Annotated in this window: 20 protein-coding genes and 1 other annotated feature (1 of these 21 only partly in view); all 20 genes read right to left on the bottom strand. The window is 39.7% G+C overall.

Annotated features, from left to right (window positions below; genetic code table 11):
- On the bottom strand, positions 1 to 629 hold the 5' portion of the coding sequence (gene pheA, locus PO903_RS00085) for a prephenate dehydratase (RefSeq protein ID WP_069325497.1). Its footprint begins 250 nt before the window's first position; the window shows 629 of its 879 coding nt (coding positions 1-629); its start codon is at positions 627 to 629; the stop codon falls past the left edge of the window.
- A complete protein-coding gene (thrB, locus tag PO903_RS00090) occupies positions 626 to 1,621 on the bottom strand; it encodes a homoserine kinase (protein WP_273592317.1) in 996 nt (331 codons plus the stop codon). Before thrB ends, pheA begins: the two co-directional genes overlap by 4 nt.
- A gap of 42 nt (positions 1,622 to 1,663) precedes the next feature.
- The gene (locus PO903_RS00095) at positions 1,664 to 2,953 is read right to left on the bottom strand and encodes a homoserine dehydrogenase (protein WP_273592318.1); all 1,290 of its coding nucleotides are present in this window, start codon (positions 2,951 to 2,953) and stop codon (positions 1,664 to 1,666) included.
- 111 nt (positions 2,954 to 3,064) lie between these two features.
- Entirely contained in the window at positions 3,065 to 3,502 is a 438-nt protein-coding gene (locus PO903_RS00100; RefSeq protein ID WP_069325500.1) for an ACT domain-containing protein, read from the bottom strand.
- A gap of 170 nt (positions 3,503 to 3,672) precedes the next feature.
- Positions 3,673 to 4,983, bottom strand: coding sequence for a GTPase ObgE (gene obgE, locus PO903_RS00105; RefSeq protein ID WP_069325501.1), 1,311 nt, complete (start codon positions 4,981 to 4,983; stop codon positions 3,673 to 3,675).
- Positions 4,984 to 4,993: 10 nt separating this feature from the next.
- Positions 4,994 to 5,845: a Spo0B domain-containing protein gene (locus tag PO903_RS00110; protein WP_273592319.1), complete on the bottom strand. Its 852-nt coding sequence runs from the start codon at positions 5,843 to 5,845 to the stop codon at positions 4,994 to 4,996.
- A 179-nt stretch (positions 5,846 to 6,024) separates the two neighbouring features.
- A complete protein-coding gene (gene rpmA, locus PO903_RS00115; protein WP_069325503.1) occupies positions 6,025 to 6,336 on the bottom strand; it encodes a 50S ribosomal protein L27 in 312 nt (103 codons plus the stop codon).
- Positions 6,337 to 6,352: 16 nt separating this feature from the next.
- A complete protein-coding gene (locus tag PO903_RS00120) occupies positions 6,353 to 6,688 on the bottom strand; it encodes a ribosomal-processing cysteine protease Prp (protein ID WP_069325504.1) in 336 nt (111 codons plus the stop codon).
- Positions 6,689 to 6,701: 13 nt separating this feature from the next.
- On the bottom strand, positions 6,702 to 7,013 hold the full coding sequence (rplU, locus tag PO903_RS00125; RefSeq protein WP_069325505.1) for a 50S ribosomal protein L21: 312 nt from the start codon (positions 7,011 to 7,013) through the stop codon (positions 6,702 to 6,704).
- 14 nt (positions 7,014 to 7,027) lie between these two features.
- Positions 7,028 to 7,112 (bottom strand) — a sequence feature (ribosomal protein L21 leader region).
- 56 nt (positions 7,113 to 7,168) lie between these two features.
- Complete coding sequence (locus PO903_RS00130) at positions 7,169 to 8,416, bottom strand: Rne/Rng family ribonuclease (RefSeq protein ID WP_273592320.1); 1,248 nt, start codon at positions 8,414 to 8,416, stop codon at positions 7,169 to 7,171.
- A gap of 147 nt (positions 8,417 to 8,563) precedes the next feature.
- A complete protein-coding gene (locus PO903_RS00135; RefSeq protein WP_069325507.1) occupies positions 8,564 to 9,709 on the bottom strand; it encodes an FtsW/RodA/SpoVE family cell cycle protein in 1,146 nt (381 codons plus the stop codon).
- Positions 9,710 to 9,715: 6 nt separating this feature from the next.
- Positions 9,716 to 10,510: a septum site-determining protein MinD gene (minD, locus tag PO903_RS00140; protein ID WP_069325508.1), complete on the bottom strand. Its 795-nt coding sequence runs from the start codon at positions 10,508 to 10,510 to the stop codon at positions 9,716 to 9,718.
- Between the two features lie 3 nt (positions 10,511 to 10,513).
- Positions 10,514 to 11,188 (bottom strand): septum site-determining protein MinC, encoded by a 675-nt coding sequence (gene minC, locus PO903_RS00145; protein WP_069325509.1) that lies wholly within the window; start codon positions 11,186 to 11,188, stop codon positions 10,514 to 10,516.
- 111 nt (positions 11,189 to 11,299) lie between these two features.
- Positions 11,300 to 11,830, bottom strand: coding sequence for a rod shape-determining protein MreD (gene mreD, locus PO903_RS00150; protein WP_069325510.1), 531 nt, complete (start codon positions 11,828 to 11,830; stop codon positions 11,300 to 11,302).
- Positions 11,830 to 12,702 (bottom strand): rod shape-determining protein MreC, encoded by an 873-nt coding sequence (gene mreC, locus PO903_RS00155; protein ID WP_175425091.1) that lies wholly within the window; start codon positions 12,700 to 12,702, stop codon positions 11,830 to 11,832. The genes mreD and mreC overlap by 1 nt, the downstream gene beginning before the upstream one ends.
- Before the next feature lie 60 nt (positions 12,703 to 12,762).
- Positions 12,763 to 13,797: a rod shape-determining protein gene (locus PO903_RS00160; protein ID WP_069325512.1), complete on the bottom strand. Its 1,035-nt coding sequence runs from the start codon at positions 13,795 to 13,797 to the stop codon at positions 12,763 to 12,765.
- A gap of 40 nt (positions 13,798 to 13,837) precedes the next feature.
- Positions 13,838 to 14,527, bottom strand: coding sequence for a RadC family protein (radC, locus tag PO903_RS00165; protein WP_137223552.1), 690 nt, complete (start codon positions 14,525 to 14,527; stop codon positions 13,838 to 13,840).
- A 28-nt stretch (positions 14,528 to 14,555) separates the two neighbouring features.
- A complete protein-coding gene (locus tag PO903_RS00170; protein WP_137223554.1) occupies positions 14,556 to 15,158 on the bottom strand; it encodes a Maf family protein in 603 nt (200 codons plus the stop codon).
- 40 nt (positions 15,159 to 15,198) lie between these two features.
- Positions 15,199 to 15,441, bottom strand: a complete 243-nt coding sequence (locus PO903_RS00175; RefSeq protein WP_069325515.1) for a DUF4321 domain-containing protein — start codon at positions 15,439 to 15,441, stop codon at positions 15,199 to 15,201.
- Positions 15,442 to 15,612: 171 nt separating this feature from the next.
- Positions 15,613 to 16,998 carry a UDP-N-acetylmuramate--L-alanine ligase gene (gene murC / locus PO903_RS00180; protein WP_273592321.1) on the bottom strand — a complete coding sequence of 462 codons (1,386 nt, stop codon included), beginning with the start codon at positions 16,996 to 16,998 and terminating at the stop codon, positions 15,613 to 15,615.
- Position 16,999 lies beyond the last annotated feature (1 nt).

A 16,999-nucleotide genomic window follows, 5' to 3' on the forward strand; every position in this document is an offset into this window, starting at 1 on the left:
AAAGTAACTAAGATACTGGTTTTGGTATGATCTTCTGCTCGAGCGATCTGAATAGGTTGAGGACCAATCAACACAAATCGTGTGTAGTTGTTATCATGATCAGTTACTCGATCTGCTAGTATATCAAGATTATATCGAAGTGCTCCCAAAGAAGTACCAATTGCAGTCCAACCTTTACCTGCATTTTTGCTAACCATCTCTACTGCTTCTGCTGTACTACCTACATGTTCTAATTCTGCATGAGGCATTTCTTTTCGGATAAAATGAAGACATTGTGCCATTGCTACAGGGTGTGATAAGACTTTCTGTACTCCACTGTAATCAAGCTCGTTCTTTTCATTGCCAAATTCCGAGCGATTACCAATCAAATTCTGAATAGATGGATACACCCATTCTGCTTGCATTGGAATATCCACTTCATGAACAAGCCAATCCATATGCAGACTTACAGAACCTTCAATTGTATTTTCAATAGGGATCACACTATAATCTGTTTTGCCTTCAGCTGTTGAAAGAAATACATCGGCTATTAGCTTATGATGTGTGATCTCAATTTCTTGATCGCCTAATAGATGAAGAAGTGCTTCGTGTGAAACAGACCCAGATGGTAAAGCAGCTATACGAATCATAAACGTACTTCTCCTTTGATTACATCCATGAATGAATGAGATTCGGTATCATCATAGTATATGACACCTTCTTTGACAGGCTGAAGCCACATTGCCTGTGCAGTAATATCTTGAGCTTTCATTGTATCTACAAGATAATGTTCCAATTGTTCTTTTTGTTGTGAATGACGATCTACAAAAGCAATCATAGTTGGCCCTGCTCCACTCAGTGCTATCCCTAATGCACCTTGCTCTGTGGCTTGTTCTAAAATCTGTTGCATACCGGGTACAAGAGAAGCACGATAAGGTTGATGAAGTCGATCCTGCATCCCTGTTTTGATCATTTCTAATTGTCCTAATGATAAAGCAGCTACTAATAATGAACTACGACTGATGTTAAAAATAGCATCAGCTACAGATAATTGGCTAGGCAAAACTTCACGAGCTTTGGAAGTCGAAAGTTGAAAGTCCGGGATGACTACTAAAGTTTCTAAATCCTCTGGTGGAGTGATCTGAATACAATTAGCTTCTTGTCCATCCCATGTTGCTACGACTATCCCTCCATATAAGGAAGCAGCCACATTATCAGGATGTTTCTCAATAGCAGTCGATATATTTAAAATATCTTTATCTGTTAAAGGGAAACCGATTAATGCATTCGCTGCACATAACCCGCCTACAAAAGCAGACGCACTACTGCCTAATCCACGGGTAAGTGGAATATCAGAATACATTGTAATTTCTAAATCTGGAATAGTGACTTGTGCTTTTTGAAAAACCAATTGTGCCATTTTGTAGATCAAATTGGTTTTGTCTGTAGGAATACCGTAAAGTTCATCACCTAATAGTGTGATCTTGGTTTCTGTAGCTACTTTCATTTCGATCCAAGAGTACAGATTAACTGCCATTCCTAAAGTATCAAATCCAGGGCCCAAATTAGCAGTGCTGGCGGGTACAGCTATACGAACGGTATGGTTGTGCCATTGTTCTTGTTGATCTTGCTCTATCATCATAAATGACTCCTTACTCAAATGTATTCAACGATCGGTAGTCAATTAAATATCTTCTACGCGATATACACTTTTGATTCGTTGAATAACATCCAACTGTTCAAAATGTTTAAGTACTTTGTCCATATTCGCTTTGCTTGCTTTATGAGTGATAATAATGATCTCTGCATCCGGGTTATGCTCATTCGGTTGTTGAACTACAGAAGCTAGACTCACATCATATTCTGCAAAAATCTGTGTGATTCGAGCAAGCACCCCTGCTTTGTCATCGACATGAAGTAAGATAAAGTTTTTGTAAAAGATTTGCTCATCGCTTTGTATCTTCTTCGTCTTATAAGGAACAATCGCTTTAAGCCCGTTTACACCTAGTTTAAGATTTTTGATCACAGCGATCAGATCAGCTACAATCGAGGTTGCTGTTGGTAATTCTCCAGCACCTGCGCCATAAAACATTGTTTCTCCTACAGATTCACCATGTACCACTACAGCATTAAAGACACCATTTACAGAAGCGATTGGATGAGACTGCTTGATCATAGTTGGCTGTACACTGATTGTAATATGCTCATCTTGACGCTCTGCAATACCAATTAGCTTCATTTCATAACCTAAATTTTTAGCATAAGTAATATCGTCTTTGGTAACAGAAGAAATCCCTTTAACACTTACATCGCTTAAATCAACATTTGTACGGAATCCCAGGGTACTGAGAATTGCCATTTTGCGAGCAGCATCCAAACCTTCGACATCGCCTGTCGGATCCGATTCTGCATATCCTAATTCTTGAGCTTCTTTGAGAACATCTTCATAAGAAGCACCTTCTTGACTCATTTTCGTTAAAATATAATTGGTTGTTCCGTTTACGATACCCATTATCTTAAGAATCCGATCTGAAGAGAATCCTTCGATCAATGTACGAATAATCGGAATCCCCCCTGCTACACTTGCTTCATAGAAAACATCGCACTCTTTTTCCTGTGCTTTAGCTAAAATCTCTGAGCCATGTAGTGCCATTAAATCTTTATTAGCAGTAACAATATGTTTACCTAGATTGAGCGCTTCTAATATATATTCTTTGGTCTGTTCAATACCACCCATGACTTCTACAATCACATCAATCTCAGGATCACGAATAACTTCCCACGGATCTTCAGTAAGCTTGGACGAATCAATTTCAATATTACGTAGCTTATCTATATTTTTCACAGCTACTTTACTGATCATAATAGGAGATCCAACCTGACTGCTCAAATCTTCTTGATTTCCTTCTACGATACGAACTACTCCTGTACCTACTGTACCGAGCCCAAGCAATCCTACTTTTACTGATTTCATATGTTGTTTCCCTCCTGGAACTATTCATTAGCAAGCTTTGAGTATAGGATATTTATTTTATTGTAGCTTATCCTATATTGCTTTTAGATTAAAGTGTATTCACTAATAAGATTATCCTTGACCGGTAATACGAATTTGTTTGACACCTGATACATTTTCCATTGCTTCAACCATCGTCTCTAAATCTTCAGTTAAACGAGATATTTCTACAGACAATACTACATTCGCTCGACCTTGAAGAGGAATACTCTGATGAATCGTCAAAACATTTCCACCATACTCAGCCATCAGACCAAGCACATGTGATAAAATACCTGAACGATGTTCTAAATCAAATGAGATTGTAATAATCTGATCTTTTTCCAAACGGTTAAGCGGATGAATTCCATCTTTGTATTTATAAAAAGCACTCCGGCTTAAACCTACTTTTTCAACAGCTTCATTAATTGTCCGTGTTTCTCCAGCAGCGAGTAACTCTTTCACACGCATCGTTTTGATCACTGCTTCAGGTAAAATATCTTCCCGTACTAAATAATAGCGTTCTTTCACAACGTCCTCTCCTCAAAGACTCATGTATTCGTATAGTGGACATTATAAAGTAACCTTTGGTGTTAGGCAACTATATTGCTAAAAAAGAAGATTTTGACTATATTCTGAACAGCAAAAAGACCGAACATCATGATCTATGTTCGGTCTTGTTATTTTGATATAGAATGTGCTTAGAAGTAGCTACTACCTTCAACAAATTCAAATTCAAGTTCGCCAATACGTACAAGCGTACCATCTTTAGCTCCACGTTTACGTAGTTCACTATCGACACCCATATGACGAAGTGTACGTCCTAATTTGAGAATAGAATCATGAGAGTTCAACTGCATCCGTTTCATCATGTTCTCAATCTTAGTACTTTCCACAACAAAAGTATCGTTCTCGCGACGAATAATAAAGCCATCGTCTTCTTTCTTTTCTAAAGTATACACTTTACGTTCAGCAATCTGTTCTACTTCTTCTACAGCCACAGCATCTGGTAATTTATCCAACATGTCGACTGTTTTGTAAAGCATCTCTTGAATGCCATCACGAGTCAATGCAGAAATAGGAAGAATTTCAATATCTGAACGAACTTCACGTACTTTTTTAGAAAACTCTTCTAAGTTTTCTTGAGCTTGTGGATCGTCCATTTTATTTGCAGCAATAATTTGTAAACGATGTTCTAGCTCTGCATTGTATAGTTTTAGTTCTTCATTAATTTTCTGCCAGTCGTCAAAAGGATCGCGTCCTTCTGAACCGGACATATCCACCACATGAATAATCACGCGGGTACGTTCAACATGACGCAAGAACTCATGTCCTAGCCCTATGCCTTCATGTGCCCCTTCGATCAATCCAGGTAAATCAGCCATAACAAAACTACGTCCATCTCCTACATCAACTACACCCAAGTTAGGCGTGATTGTTGTAAAATGGTATGCACCAATTTTAGGTTGAGCAGCAGATACTACCGATAGAAGAGTCGATTTACCTACACTCGGGAATCCTACTAGCCCAACATCAGCCATCACTTTCAGTTCAAGGACGATATAACGTTCTTGTCCTTCTTCCCCATTTTCAGCAATCTGAGGAGCTGTATTTGCAGCCGTGGCAAAACGCACATTACCACGTCCACCACGTCCACCTTTAGCAATAACGATCTCTTGACCATGACGAGTCAAATCAGCGATCACTTCGCCATTATCATCATTCACAATCACTGTGCCTGGAGGGATACGAACAACGGTATGTTCTGCATTCGCACCATGCTGACTTTTGTTACGACCTTTAACGCCACGTTCACCTTTAAAGTGACGTTGGTACCGGAAATCCATTAATGTCCGCAAACCTTCGTCTACACGGAAAATAACATCTCCGCCACGTCCACCGTCGCCACCCGCAGGTCCGCCGTTAGGCACATATTTTTCACGACGGAAAGAGATAATACCATCTCCACCGTCACCGCCTTTTACATAAATCTTCGCTTTATCTACAAACATGATTACACCTCTAATTTTTAGAATCCACTAACACTTGCAGGGAAATGGAGGCCGGATCTTCTTCCGTTCGAGTTGCTGTAATTCCTGTATCTTGAATGATCAAGTTCACAGCTTCCCATGCTCCATCGGGATTAGGATACTCTTCTTCCGGTTCAAATATAAAATGAACTGCTCCTTCATATTCGCTAACCATCAGAAATAGTGTGGGGCACTCACCCCAGGACGATCCACCAAATTGCTCATACGCAGAGACCGTCTCTTTGATGACTCGGGTCAATTCCTCACTCTGTTCCGTTCCCAATCGATCTGCAAGCGTGATTCCGTCACTTAATTCGACTTCTAATTGAATCGAACGGTTCACTGCTTTAAAAGATTGTAAATAAAAAACAAGGGAATGGATACCCAGTTTGGAAACGCGACTCTCTGCTAGCATTTGCTCTTTAATTCGTTCTACACATTCTACTTGCTTATCACGCTTGCCTAATTGAACATAACCATACAATAATTGAAGTTCGTTCATCCAATCATGCCGATGATGACTTAGAGCATCAACTGCTACTGCATAGACTTCATCCAATTGTGTATACGCTTGATCAATTTCTGCACGCTGTTTTTGATGTTCTGCTTGATACTGTTTCTTTTTTACAGCCATTTTAGATTGTCCATTATGGTATTCTCCGAGTTGCACTTGCTCACGCTTCTCATAAAAATCACGTGTATACTGCACACCTTTGGCATACACAGCAACAATCCATACGCCGAGCACGATATAAGCAATCCAAGATTGCGTCCAATAAGCAATAATTAATGGGATGATAATAGAAATAAGTAACAACGTGGGTACTTGATTGGATTGCTTCATGGTCTCTCTCCATTCTTTCAATGGCTTTTTAACCAAGAACAAGTATAACATATTGCGCAGAATTTTATGACATTATTATACTAAAAATTACGTTAACGTCCAACTTATATGCAAATATAATAAGCCCCCGGCACATCAAGTACCGGAGGCTTATCTAATCTAACCTATCAGGTTTATGATTAATTTTCGATTGCTGCTGCTACTGGTGCAACGTCAACCGGGTAGACGCTCACTTTTTTACGGTCGCGGCCCCAACGTTCGAATTTAACAACGCCGTCCACTTTTGCAAATAGTGTATCGTCTTTACCGATGCCTACATTTGTTCCTGGGTGAATTTTTGTACCGCGTTGACGGAACAAAATATTACCACCAGTTACGAATTGTCCATCAGCACGTTTTGCTCCCAAACGTTTGGAGTGAGAATCACGTCCGTTTTTTGTGGAACCTACACCTTTTTTCGATGCGAATAACTGCAAATTAATTTTTAACATGTGGTCTACCTCCTTCTTACGAGATTGTGACTTGCTTTATTTTTATATACTTATCATATTCATCTTCAATTCCAATAAGAATAACCTGCATAGATTCGAGTAACAGTTGAATCTTTTCGACATTTGCATTTTCCGAAAGCTTCGGTAAACGCGCACTTAGAAATCCGTCTTTCATTTTTGATTTCATGATTACTCCTGTTAAAGCTTCAACTGAGTTCACTGTTCCGATTGTAATGGCGGAAACAGCAGCACAGACAATATCTTCACCAGGATCGGCATAGCCGGCATGTCCTCGGGATGAAAAACCATCAATTGTACCATCTGGTCTACGTTCGATACGTACGATAATCAATTACCGCACCTTCTTATGCCTGGATTTTTCCGATAGTTACTTTTGTATATGGTTGACGATGACCTTGTTTCACGTGATAGTTCTTCTTAGGTTTGTATTTGTAAACTACAACCTTAGCTCCTCTGCCGTGTTTCTCGACAGTCGCTGTTACAGAAGCACCTTCTACCAACGGTAAACCAGTTACCAAACCATCTTCTTTAGATACTGCTAGAACACGGTCGAAAGTTACGCTGTCGCCATCATTAGCGTCCAACTTCTCAATGAACAATACGTCGCCCTCTTGAACTTTGTATTGTTTACCACCTGTTTCGATAATTGCGTACATTTGAATTGCACCTCCTCATGTCTCAGACTCGCCTAATGTAGGTGTCATACGTTATACAACATATGAACTTGTACCCCATCGGAGCGGTTACAGCATGTGAAAAACTTATTACCCAGACACATACTTGACTATTCTATCACAGCCATTTTAAGAAATCAATCTTTTATCCAAGATGCTATTTTACCGGTTCCTTGACATACTGTACATGTCTCATAGGAAAAGCCACCTGTTTCTTCACGAACCTTTTTACGAGTCAATTCTAGAAGACCTAATCGTGTCCATCCTACAATGTGTGTTTTGGTTCGATCTCTTTGTAAAATAATTTCCAGCGCCTCCACTACGGAGCGACGATTCGTTTCTTTATCCATATCTATAAAATCAATAATAATGATTCCACCCGTATCCCGCAAACGAAGCAATCGGGCAATTTCAGAAGCGGCTTGAAGATTCGTCTGAGTCACAGTATCTTCAAGGGTGACACCACCAGTAAATTTGCCTGTATTTACATCAATCACAGTAAAAGCTTCTGTCTGATCCCATACAATGTAGCCACCACTTTGCAACCATACTTTACGTTGAAAATCTCGATGCAATTGCTCATGTATATTCATCGCATGAAATATCGGTTCTTTTTCCGTATGAATAGATACAGGTGGATGAACATTCGCAGGCAGTAACGTTTGAAGAAAGGTAATAGCCGATGTCGCCCGTTCTTGGTTATCAATGATTAACTGATCTTGCAATGGATTAAATACATCACGAATTAATCGTTCTACCATACCTAAATCACGGTGCAACTCTGCCGGAGCTGACTTCTGTGCAAAAGATTCACGAATGCGTTGCCAGTGCTGTCTTAACATATTAAGGTCATTGGTAATTGCTTCATCATTTTCTTCTTCAGCAACTGTACGTAAAATAAGCCCTTCTTCGCCTTGCTTTAAATGAGAACCCAATTGACGTAATCTTGCTCGCTCTCCATCTGTACTAATCTTTTTGGATACAGCGATATAGTCAGCTTCAGGCATATATACAATCCATCGTCCTGGTAAAGAATAATGCGTTGTAATACGTGCCCCTTTATTAGCATAAGGTTCTTTGGTCACTTGCACTAAGATTTCTTGACCGGGCTTTAATAAATCAGCAATGCTCGGCTTCACTTTGGGCTGTTTATCTAAATGCGCATGCAGAACATCATCAATATATAGAAAAGCATTCTTTTTCTGACCAATATCTACGAATGCAGCTTGCATACCCGGTAGAACATTCATTACTTTCCCTTTATAAAAACTTCCAGCTATTCCGCTACCAGATGATTGTTCTGAAGCAAATTCTACTAATTTATTATTATCAAGCAGTACCATACGTGTATCTTTGACACCACAGTTTACGATCATTTGCTTCATTCTATGTTCCACCTCTATCTCTCCATCAAGGCTACTCATTATTCTAACGAACCTTATAGACTCCCTTGATTTCTAGACGCAATCTGTAAGTAAAATGTTTCATGATTACTATTGTATTCGCAAAAAACCGGTACCTTCCGGCACCGGCTATTCCAATTCGTATTTTTCTTGATAAATCTTAATACTCAGTACAAGCCCTATACTGAACATATTCAGTAGTAGTGACGTACCGCCATAACTAATAAATGGCAACGTGATTCCTGTAATTGGCATCAGACCAATCATCATACCCACATTTTCAAAAATCTGAAATACGAACATGCTGACAATTCCGATAATAATATATGAACCTCGCCGATCGTAACACTGCAAAGCGATTAAAATCATCCTATAAATCAGTAAAAAGTATAGAAGTAGTAATACAGACGCTCCGATAAATCCAAACTCTTCTCCAATAACGACAAAGATAGAATCTGAATACGGATATGGCACAAATTTATTGTTTTTCAATTGTCCGTTCATATATCCATCGCCTAGCAATCCACCCGATCCTACAGCGATCAATGCATAACTTGATTGATGCTTATCATCATCAGAAGCTTGAGCAGGATCTATAAACGTATTGATACGCTGGTACCAATGTAATTTACTATGACTTTCTAAATAATCATGAATCTGAGTATTAAATGTAGTAAACATCACGACAACCAATATCAATCCACCTACAATTGTCGTTAAACCAATCAATACATGTGTATACTTGGTATTTCCGATCCACAACATACCTACCAGAATAATCAGATAGATAATAGCATTTCCCAGATCCGGTTGAACCAATACAATCAGAAAAGGTACCAATGCAATAAAAGCCGTTGGTATTAGATCAGAACGAAAACGAAGAGGATCTCCATCTCTTTTACTCAGCATATGAGCCATAGTTAAAATCAGAACAATTTTTACCATTTCAGCAGGTTGGAATTGTAAACCTCCTGGAAAAGCATACCAACTTTTGGCACCATTAATCTCAGATCCAAAAGGATATAATAACAATAAGGAAAGTAAGCCTAATCCATATAAATACCAGTGTTTGCGTAATAAAATTCGATAATCAAATATACTGACTGCAAATAAAACAATGAACCCGATGACATAGAAAATGATCGTCCGCGTATCATAGCCCTGAAATTTGGGATCAGGGGCAATTGCACTGCGCACGATCAACGTGCTAAACACCATAAAAATTACGAGTAAAGTAATAATACCCAAGTCTAGCTTTTTTAGCTTGTTAAGCAAAATCGATCAACCCATTCCAAAAAACTTCTTAAAGCGAGTAAATGCACTTTTCTTTTGATCCAGTGGCATCAAAGGAACTGTGTCTCCTAGAATACGACGAGCAATATTACGATAAGCAATCGCTGCTTTGGAATCAGGATTCATCACAGTAGGTTCACCTGAATTGGCAGCTTTAATCACCATTTCATCATCAGGTACTACCCCTAGAAGATCGATATTAAGCACTTGCAATACTTCATCAATATCCAGCATATCTCCTGATTTCACCATACTCTGACGAATACGATTGACAACTAATTTTGGAGCTGTAATATGTGAATTTTCAAGTAATCCAATGACTCGATCTGCATCTCGAACAGAAGCATTTTCAGGTGTGGTCATAACGATCGCTTGATCTGCACCTGCAATCGCATTTTTGAATCCTTGCTCTATACCTGCCGGGCAATCAATCAATACATAGTCAAAGTCTTTTTTGAGTTCTAAAATAATTTCTTTGACTTGTTCAGGTGATACCGAGTTTTTATCTTTTGTCTGCGCCGCTGGAAGCATGTACAACTCATCAAAACGTTTATCTTTAACTAATGCTTGATTCAGACGACAACGACCATCTGCTACATCACATAGATCATAAATAATACGGTTTTCAAGTCCCATTACAACATCCAAATTACGTAGACCAATATCTGTATCCACCAGACAGACTTTTTTACCAAGAAGCGCGAGCGCGGTACCTATATTAGCAGTAGTGGTTGTCTTTCCAACTCCGCCTTTGCCTGAAGTGACGACAATAGCCTCTCCCATGTACTACACCCCTTTGAACACATTGAAATCCCGACCAAGCCGGGCAATATTAGCCATTTTATCAATCTTCATAATTCCGTCCTGTAAGTAAGCAAATTCCATATGAGATTCTCGGCTTTCACCTTCATCCGGTGGACGACTAATCATATCTGCGATCCGAATCTGGGTAGGTGAGAAAAAAGAAGCAGCAATGACTGCTTGCTCATTGCCATCTATTCCAGCATGAGCCATTCCACGAAGTGCTCCCAAAATATAGATATCACCTGTACTGATAATCGTACCGCCTGCATTCACATCACCTAGAAACAAAACAGTGCCTTCATGATGAAGTACCTGACCCGAACGGATCATACCACTGATCGTTTTGACCATATGCTTTTCTGGTAAAGGTGCTTCTACAGGTTCTTCATACGGAGAATCAAATGAACGAACAATCAGATTTCCTTTTTGACTAAGTATATCTAGCAATGTATCTTTTTCTTCATCTGTAATTTCCCGGTTCCCTAATTTCATATCAATATGAACTAGCGGGCCTGTTAAAATATTTTGATGACTATGTTCCAGCTTATACGTCAGCTCTGTGACAAGGTCATTAAATTCACATTGATCATCAAATTGAAAAACCAATCCATCTTTGATCCCTTTGATGGTTACATATCTTGATGATTTTACAGCCATTCATCTGTCACCCCCACCTTACTATCAGTTCGTGCTAGTCGCGGGATTTTCCTGCTCCATCCGCAAATTAAGCAGGAACTGAATGTCTCTGCATGTGGGAATATTATACTTTTACTCATCTTCGGCATTCCGTTTACGCAACTTGGCTACCTTCTCTAGTTGGCGACGAACAGGAACAAACACCAGTAAAGCAAATATAAAATGAAGCAGCAAATTAGGGAACATATAATGTCCTAATGCCCAACTGTAAGGTTCTCTCGTCAAACCAAAGACCAAATAAAGTCCATACAACATATTATCCAGTAACAAGCTACCGATTAATACCACTGTCATCATCAATGGATAAGGTGCTCGAGGAGATTGGAACAACAGTCCTAATACATACGCAGACAGTCCCATAGAGAACGAATACGCACCAATCATATCGCCATAAAATACAACATCATGCAATAATCCAAACACTAATCCAAGCACAAGTGCTGTATGACGATGATAATAAACAGCAACAAACAATATCAAAATATACGCTAAATGCGGAATCAATCTAGTATGCAATACATCTGGAATCAGCCATGGCACGATGGTTGATTCACAGATAAATACTAGAAATAACAACAGCAACAATACGATACGACGTACCATTATTCCTGAGTCTCCTTGGTGTACACTACAAATACTTCTTTCCAGTCTTTAAAATCTGCCGCTGGTTGAATTGTAGCTGTATTGGTCAATCCAAAATCACCAACTTGACGACTAACGACTTTACCAATGATCATGCCACTTGGAAATAATCCACCACTACCCGACGAAACAATCTCATCGCCTTTTTTGAGCGGATCATTTTCTTTAATTTGTGTCATTGTAAGCATACCTGTTGCTTTATCATAGCTTTCTATCATGCCGAAAGATTCATTTTCTTTACCTACTACAGTGGCAGCAATTGCTTTGGAGTTCGAATCGAGTGGATCAAGTGTCGTTAACAACTTCACTGTTGAATGGAACGGACTTGTCTCACTAATGATTCCAACCATACCTTCTGTGGAAATAACCGGCATATCTTTACGTACGCCATCATTTTGCCCCAGATCAATCACAATTGTTCCTGTATCTGCATCTGTATCCACACTGGTTACATTTGCAATACGAAGATCAAATTGGTTTTGAGCAAGTTGCTGTTGTGTAAATTTAAGATCTTCTTTATACCGCTTATTGGCCTGTACTAATTTGTTGTAATTAGCTTGTTGCAGTAAGTACTGCGCAGCCGTCAGCTTCAACTCTTGGTTTTCTTCATACAAATTGTTCAAGTTGCCGATATCTTCAAACAAGCCCGCCATGTAAGAAGCGGGCTTGTAAAACACACCTTGAACAAAACCAACAGTATCACGGACGAATTTCTCAGGCCAGGACAAAGATGTACGATTCGTCAACGTAAATCCCATTAAAGCGATAAATAAAATGAGTCCTACAAGCAGGATAAACAGTTTCTTGTTACCCAGCAGCTTAAACAGTTTCAACACCCTCTTAATTAACGGTTTTTCTTTCCCTAGTAGGGGTTGACCATACCTGGCCGAAAATTAGCGTTTTGAACGAAGCGATGAACTGCTGCGTGATTTGAACAGGTGGATATTTTCCAATGCTTTTCCTGTACCAATTGCTACGCAATCCAAAGGATTCTCAGCAACAATAACAGGCATACCTGTTTCACCCGCAAGCAATTTATCCAGATTACGAAGTAATGCTCCGCCCCCTGTTAACACAATACCGCGATCCATAATATCTGCTGCAAGTTCTGGAGGACATTTCTCCAACGTTACTTTTACAGCTTCTACAATAGCAGCTACCGTATCAGACAATGCTTCAGCAATTTCATCTGAAGTGATTGTTAATGTTTTTGGTAGACCACTCACAAGGTCACGACCACGAATTTCCATCGTTTCTACTTTTTCAAATGGAGTTGCAGAACCGACTTCCATTTTCAATTGTTCTGATGTACGTTCACCAATCATCAAGTTGTACTGACGTTTGATGTATTGAATAATAGACTCATCCATCTCATCACCAGCAACACGTACGGAACGACTTGTTACAATACCACCAAGAGAAATAACAGCGACTTCTGTTGTACCGCCACCGATATCAACAACCATACTACCTGTAGGTTCCCATACTGGAAGATCAGCACCAATTGCAGCTGCAAAAGGCTCTTCGATTGTATAAGCTTCACGCGCACCAGCTTGCTTAGTAGCATCTTCGACTGCACGTTGTTCAACAGCTGTAATACCCGATGGTACACATACCATAACGTTTGGATGTTGTGGGAACATCGAACGTTGTTTTTGCGCTTGACGAATAAAATATTTAATCATCGTAGCTGTTGTATCAAAATCAGCAATAACGCCATCTTTCATCGGACGAATCGCACGGATATTTCCCGGTGTACGACCGATCATTTTTTTTGCTGATTCTCCTACTGCTTCGATTGTATTCGTATCTGTACGAATCGCAACAACAGACGGTTCTCTAACGACAATACCTTTACCTCTTACATATACCAACGTGTTTGCTGTACCTAAATCAATCCCTAAATCTTTTGAAAAGCCACCCAACATAACTATTAACTCCCTTTCTTCCTAAATCTCGACTATTATATTACATTAAGCCCTGTTCCTTCAAACTTACGAATTTCATATCACCAATCACAAGGTGATCCAGCACTTCAATTCCGATAATTTTGCCTGCTTCTACAAGCCTTTTGGTTAATGCTACATCTTCCGGGCTTGGTGTAGGATCACCACTTGGATGATTGTGTGCAAAAATAACAGATGCACTACTACATTTGATCGCCGCTCGAAAAACTTCGCGCGGATGTACAATAGACGCATTTAAACTACCCATCGACAGTGTTTCTTGGGAGATAATATGATTTTTCGTGTTCAGAAACAGACATACAAAATGTTCTTTTTGAAGATAACGTAATTGTTCAATCAGTAAATCAGCTGCATCACGAGGGCTACGAATAGCTTTGACTTCTTCTTTGCCTGTACGAGTGATACGTCTGCCTAGTTCAATGCCTGCTTTGATCTGAATCGCTTTGGCTGTGCCGATTCCCTTGATCTCTGTTAATTCTTCGATGCTTAGATCAACCAGTTGCCTTATGCTACCTACTTGACGCATAATGCGATTTGCCAAATGAACTACCGATTCATCTTTGGTGCCAGTGCGTAGTAGAATCGCTAGTAATTCTGCATGACTAAGCGCCTCTGCACCGTAATTCATCATCCGTTCCCGGGGTCTTTCTTCCTGCGGAACATCACGTAAAAGGTACTGTGGCGCCTCCATTAATATGTTCCTCTTCTCCACGACAGATTCAAATAATCTGCACACCAAATTGTTCCAACATATCGCTCAAAAGTGATACAGGCAATCCGACGACTGTAAAGTAACAGCCTTCTATTTTATCGATCAACACAGAACCTAGACCTTGAATAGCATAAGCCCCCGCTTTGTCAGCAGGTTCACCGCTAAGTACGTATGATTGAATTTTGGAAGGGGTGAGTGGCTTCATATGTACAAGAGTTCGCCGGTATTCCACACGAATTACACCTGTAAACGTATCGATACAAGCCACACCTGTGTATACATAATGACTTCTTCCTTGTAGAGCATCTAACATCTCTACAGCTTCATTATCATCACGTGGCTTACCAAATACACGTTCATCCAAAACAACGATTGTATCGCTTCCTATAATGACAGCATTAGTTACTTGGGCTGTATGATTATGTTGGACAGCAACTGCTTTGCGCAGTGCGAGCTCTTTGACCATTTGTTCTGGTGACCAGTGTTCAGGTACCGATTCATCTGTATCACTGGGTAACACTTCAAATTCCAGTTGTAAAGAGGTCATTAATTCCTTTCTCCTTGGAGAAGCGGACGCCAAAATCAGGCGACGTGTAGATTCTCTGTTCATCGAAAGGTCCTCTCCTTTTTTTAAAAGTCAGATTTAATCTTTATAGTTTGCGATATGCCCAAATACTAGCAACAATACCGATCAAACTAAGTAAACTCACTTTAAAATGAATATCGAGATGATAACGAATCATGTCTAAATTAGCGCTCGGCTCCCAATCGATCGTTGTCGATCGAGTCAGAAAAGATACCATCGCTACAGGTTCAAGTAAAGTGGCCACCCATGTGCCAATAAACCAGCCTAGCAATAAAAATAAAATAAGCATACCTGCATTCTTTTTCATTCTTATTTCTCCTGCCTTTAATTTGACACTTCATCATTATACGTGTATTCCTACATCAATACAAACAAAAATGAAAGTAACAATTTTTTGTAACTTATCGCCTTCATTTCGCAAACTTTTTGTTATGATTCCAGTTAAAAAGACTGTCCGGAGACAGCCTTTTTGATCAAATTACTCTATTTTCTCCGTAGCTTGTAAATCAGTAGCCAGTGCTTCTGCGACTTTCCATATATCGCCTGCACCCATTGTGATCACAAGATCGCCGGGTTGAATACGAGTAGATAAGTCTGAAATAATATCTTCTTTTTGTGCAATATAGCGTGCTCCAGCATTACTGTTTTGCTTAATCAATTCGACAAGACGTGCAGAGTTAATTCCTTCAATCTGCTTTTCCCCTGCTGGCGAATAAATATCAGCAATAATCACTTCATCGGCTCCTGTAAATGCACGACTAAATGCATCCAGTAAAAAGAAGGTACGTGAATAACGTTGAGGTTGAAAAACAGCAATAACACGTTTGCCTGTAGCTTGAGCCGCTACAATTGTTGCTTCGATCTCTGTAGGATGATGTGCATAATCATCTACGATTAGAATATCATTCGCATCACCAACGACTTGGAAACGACGTTTGGCACCATGGAAATGAACGATTGCTGCTGCAATCGCTGTAAATGAAATTCCCGCTTCTAAACAGGCGATTACAGTTCCCATCGCATTATATACATTATGCAGTCCCGGAACAGACAATTCAATCTTACCTAGATCTGATCCTTGATATTGCATCGTAAACGAGATTTTGCGATCACCCGGCTGAATATCGGTCGCTGTGTAATCGTTGTTTGCTTCTACACCATACGTAATTGTTGTGCCTTGAATATTAGGTATAATCTCACGAATATTCTCATCATCGCCACAGACGATAGCTTTACCACCCGGTTGCAATTGACTCAAAAATTGCACATAAGCCGCTTTAAGGTTCGCAAAGTCTCCATCATAATTTTCAAGGTGATCAGCTTCAATATTTGTTACTACCGCAATTGCAGGATGGTATTGCAAAAAAGTTCCATCGCTTTCGTCGGCTTCAGCAACGACATAATCACCTTTACCTGCTTTGGCATTCGTACCTAAATTAACAATTTCACCACCGATAATATACGTTGGATCTGTACCACATTCTTCCATCACTAGAGCGATCATCGAAGAAGTGGTTGTTTTACCATGAGCACCAGCTACAGCTACCCCTTTACGTTCATTCAGCAATCTTGCTAGCATTTCAGAACGATGGATAACTGGAATATTTAGACGCTTCGCTTCTACCCATTCAGCATTATCATCAGATAGAGCTGTAGAATAAACAACTAGCTCTGCACCATGAACTTGCTCTGTTGCATGACCTATATGAATCATTGCTCCTTTTTGTTGCAATTTTGCTGCTAGCGCGCTCATTGCCATATCGGAGCCTGTTACTTTATATCCCATTTCTAGCATAACACGGGCGATGGCACTCATACCGTACCCACCAATCCCGATAAAATGTACATGTTCTGTCTTATTCATC

It is taken from the genome of Paenibacillus sp. PK4536, assembly GCF_028594455.2.
Classification (GTDB): domain Bacteria; phylum Bacillota; class Bacilli; order Paenibacillales; family Paenibacillaceae; genus Saccharibacillus; species Saccharibacillus nuruki.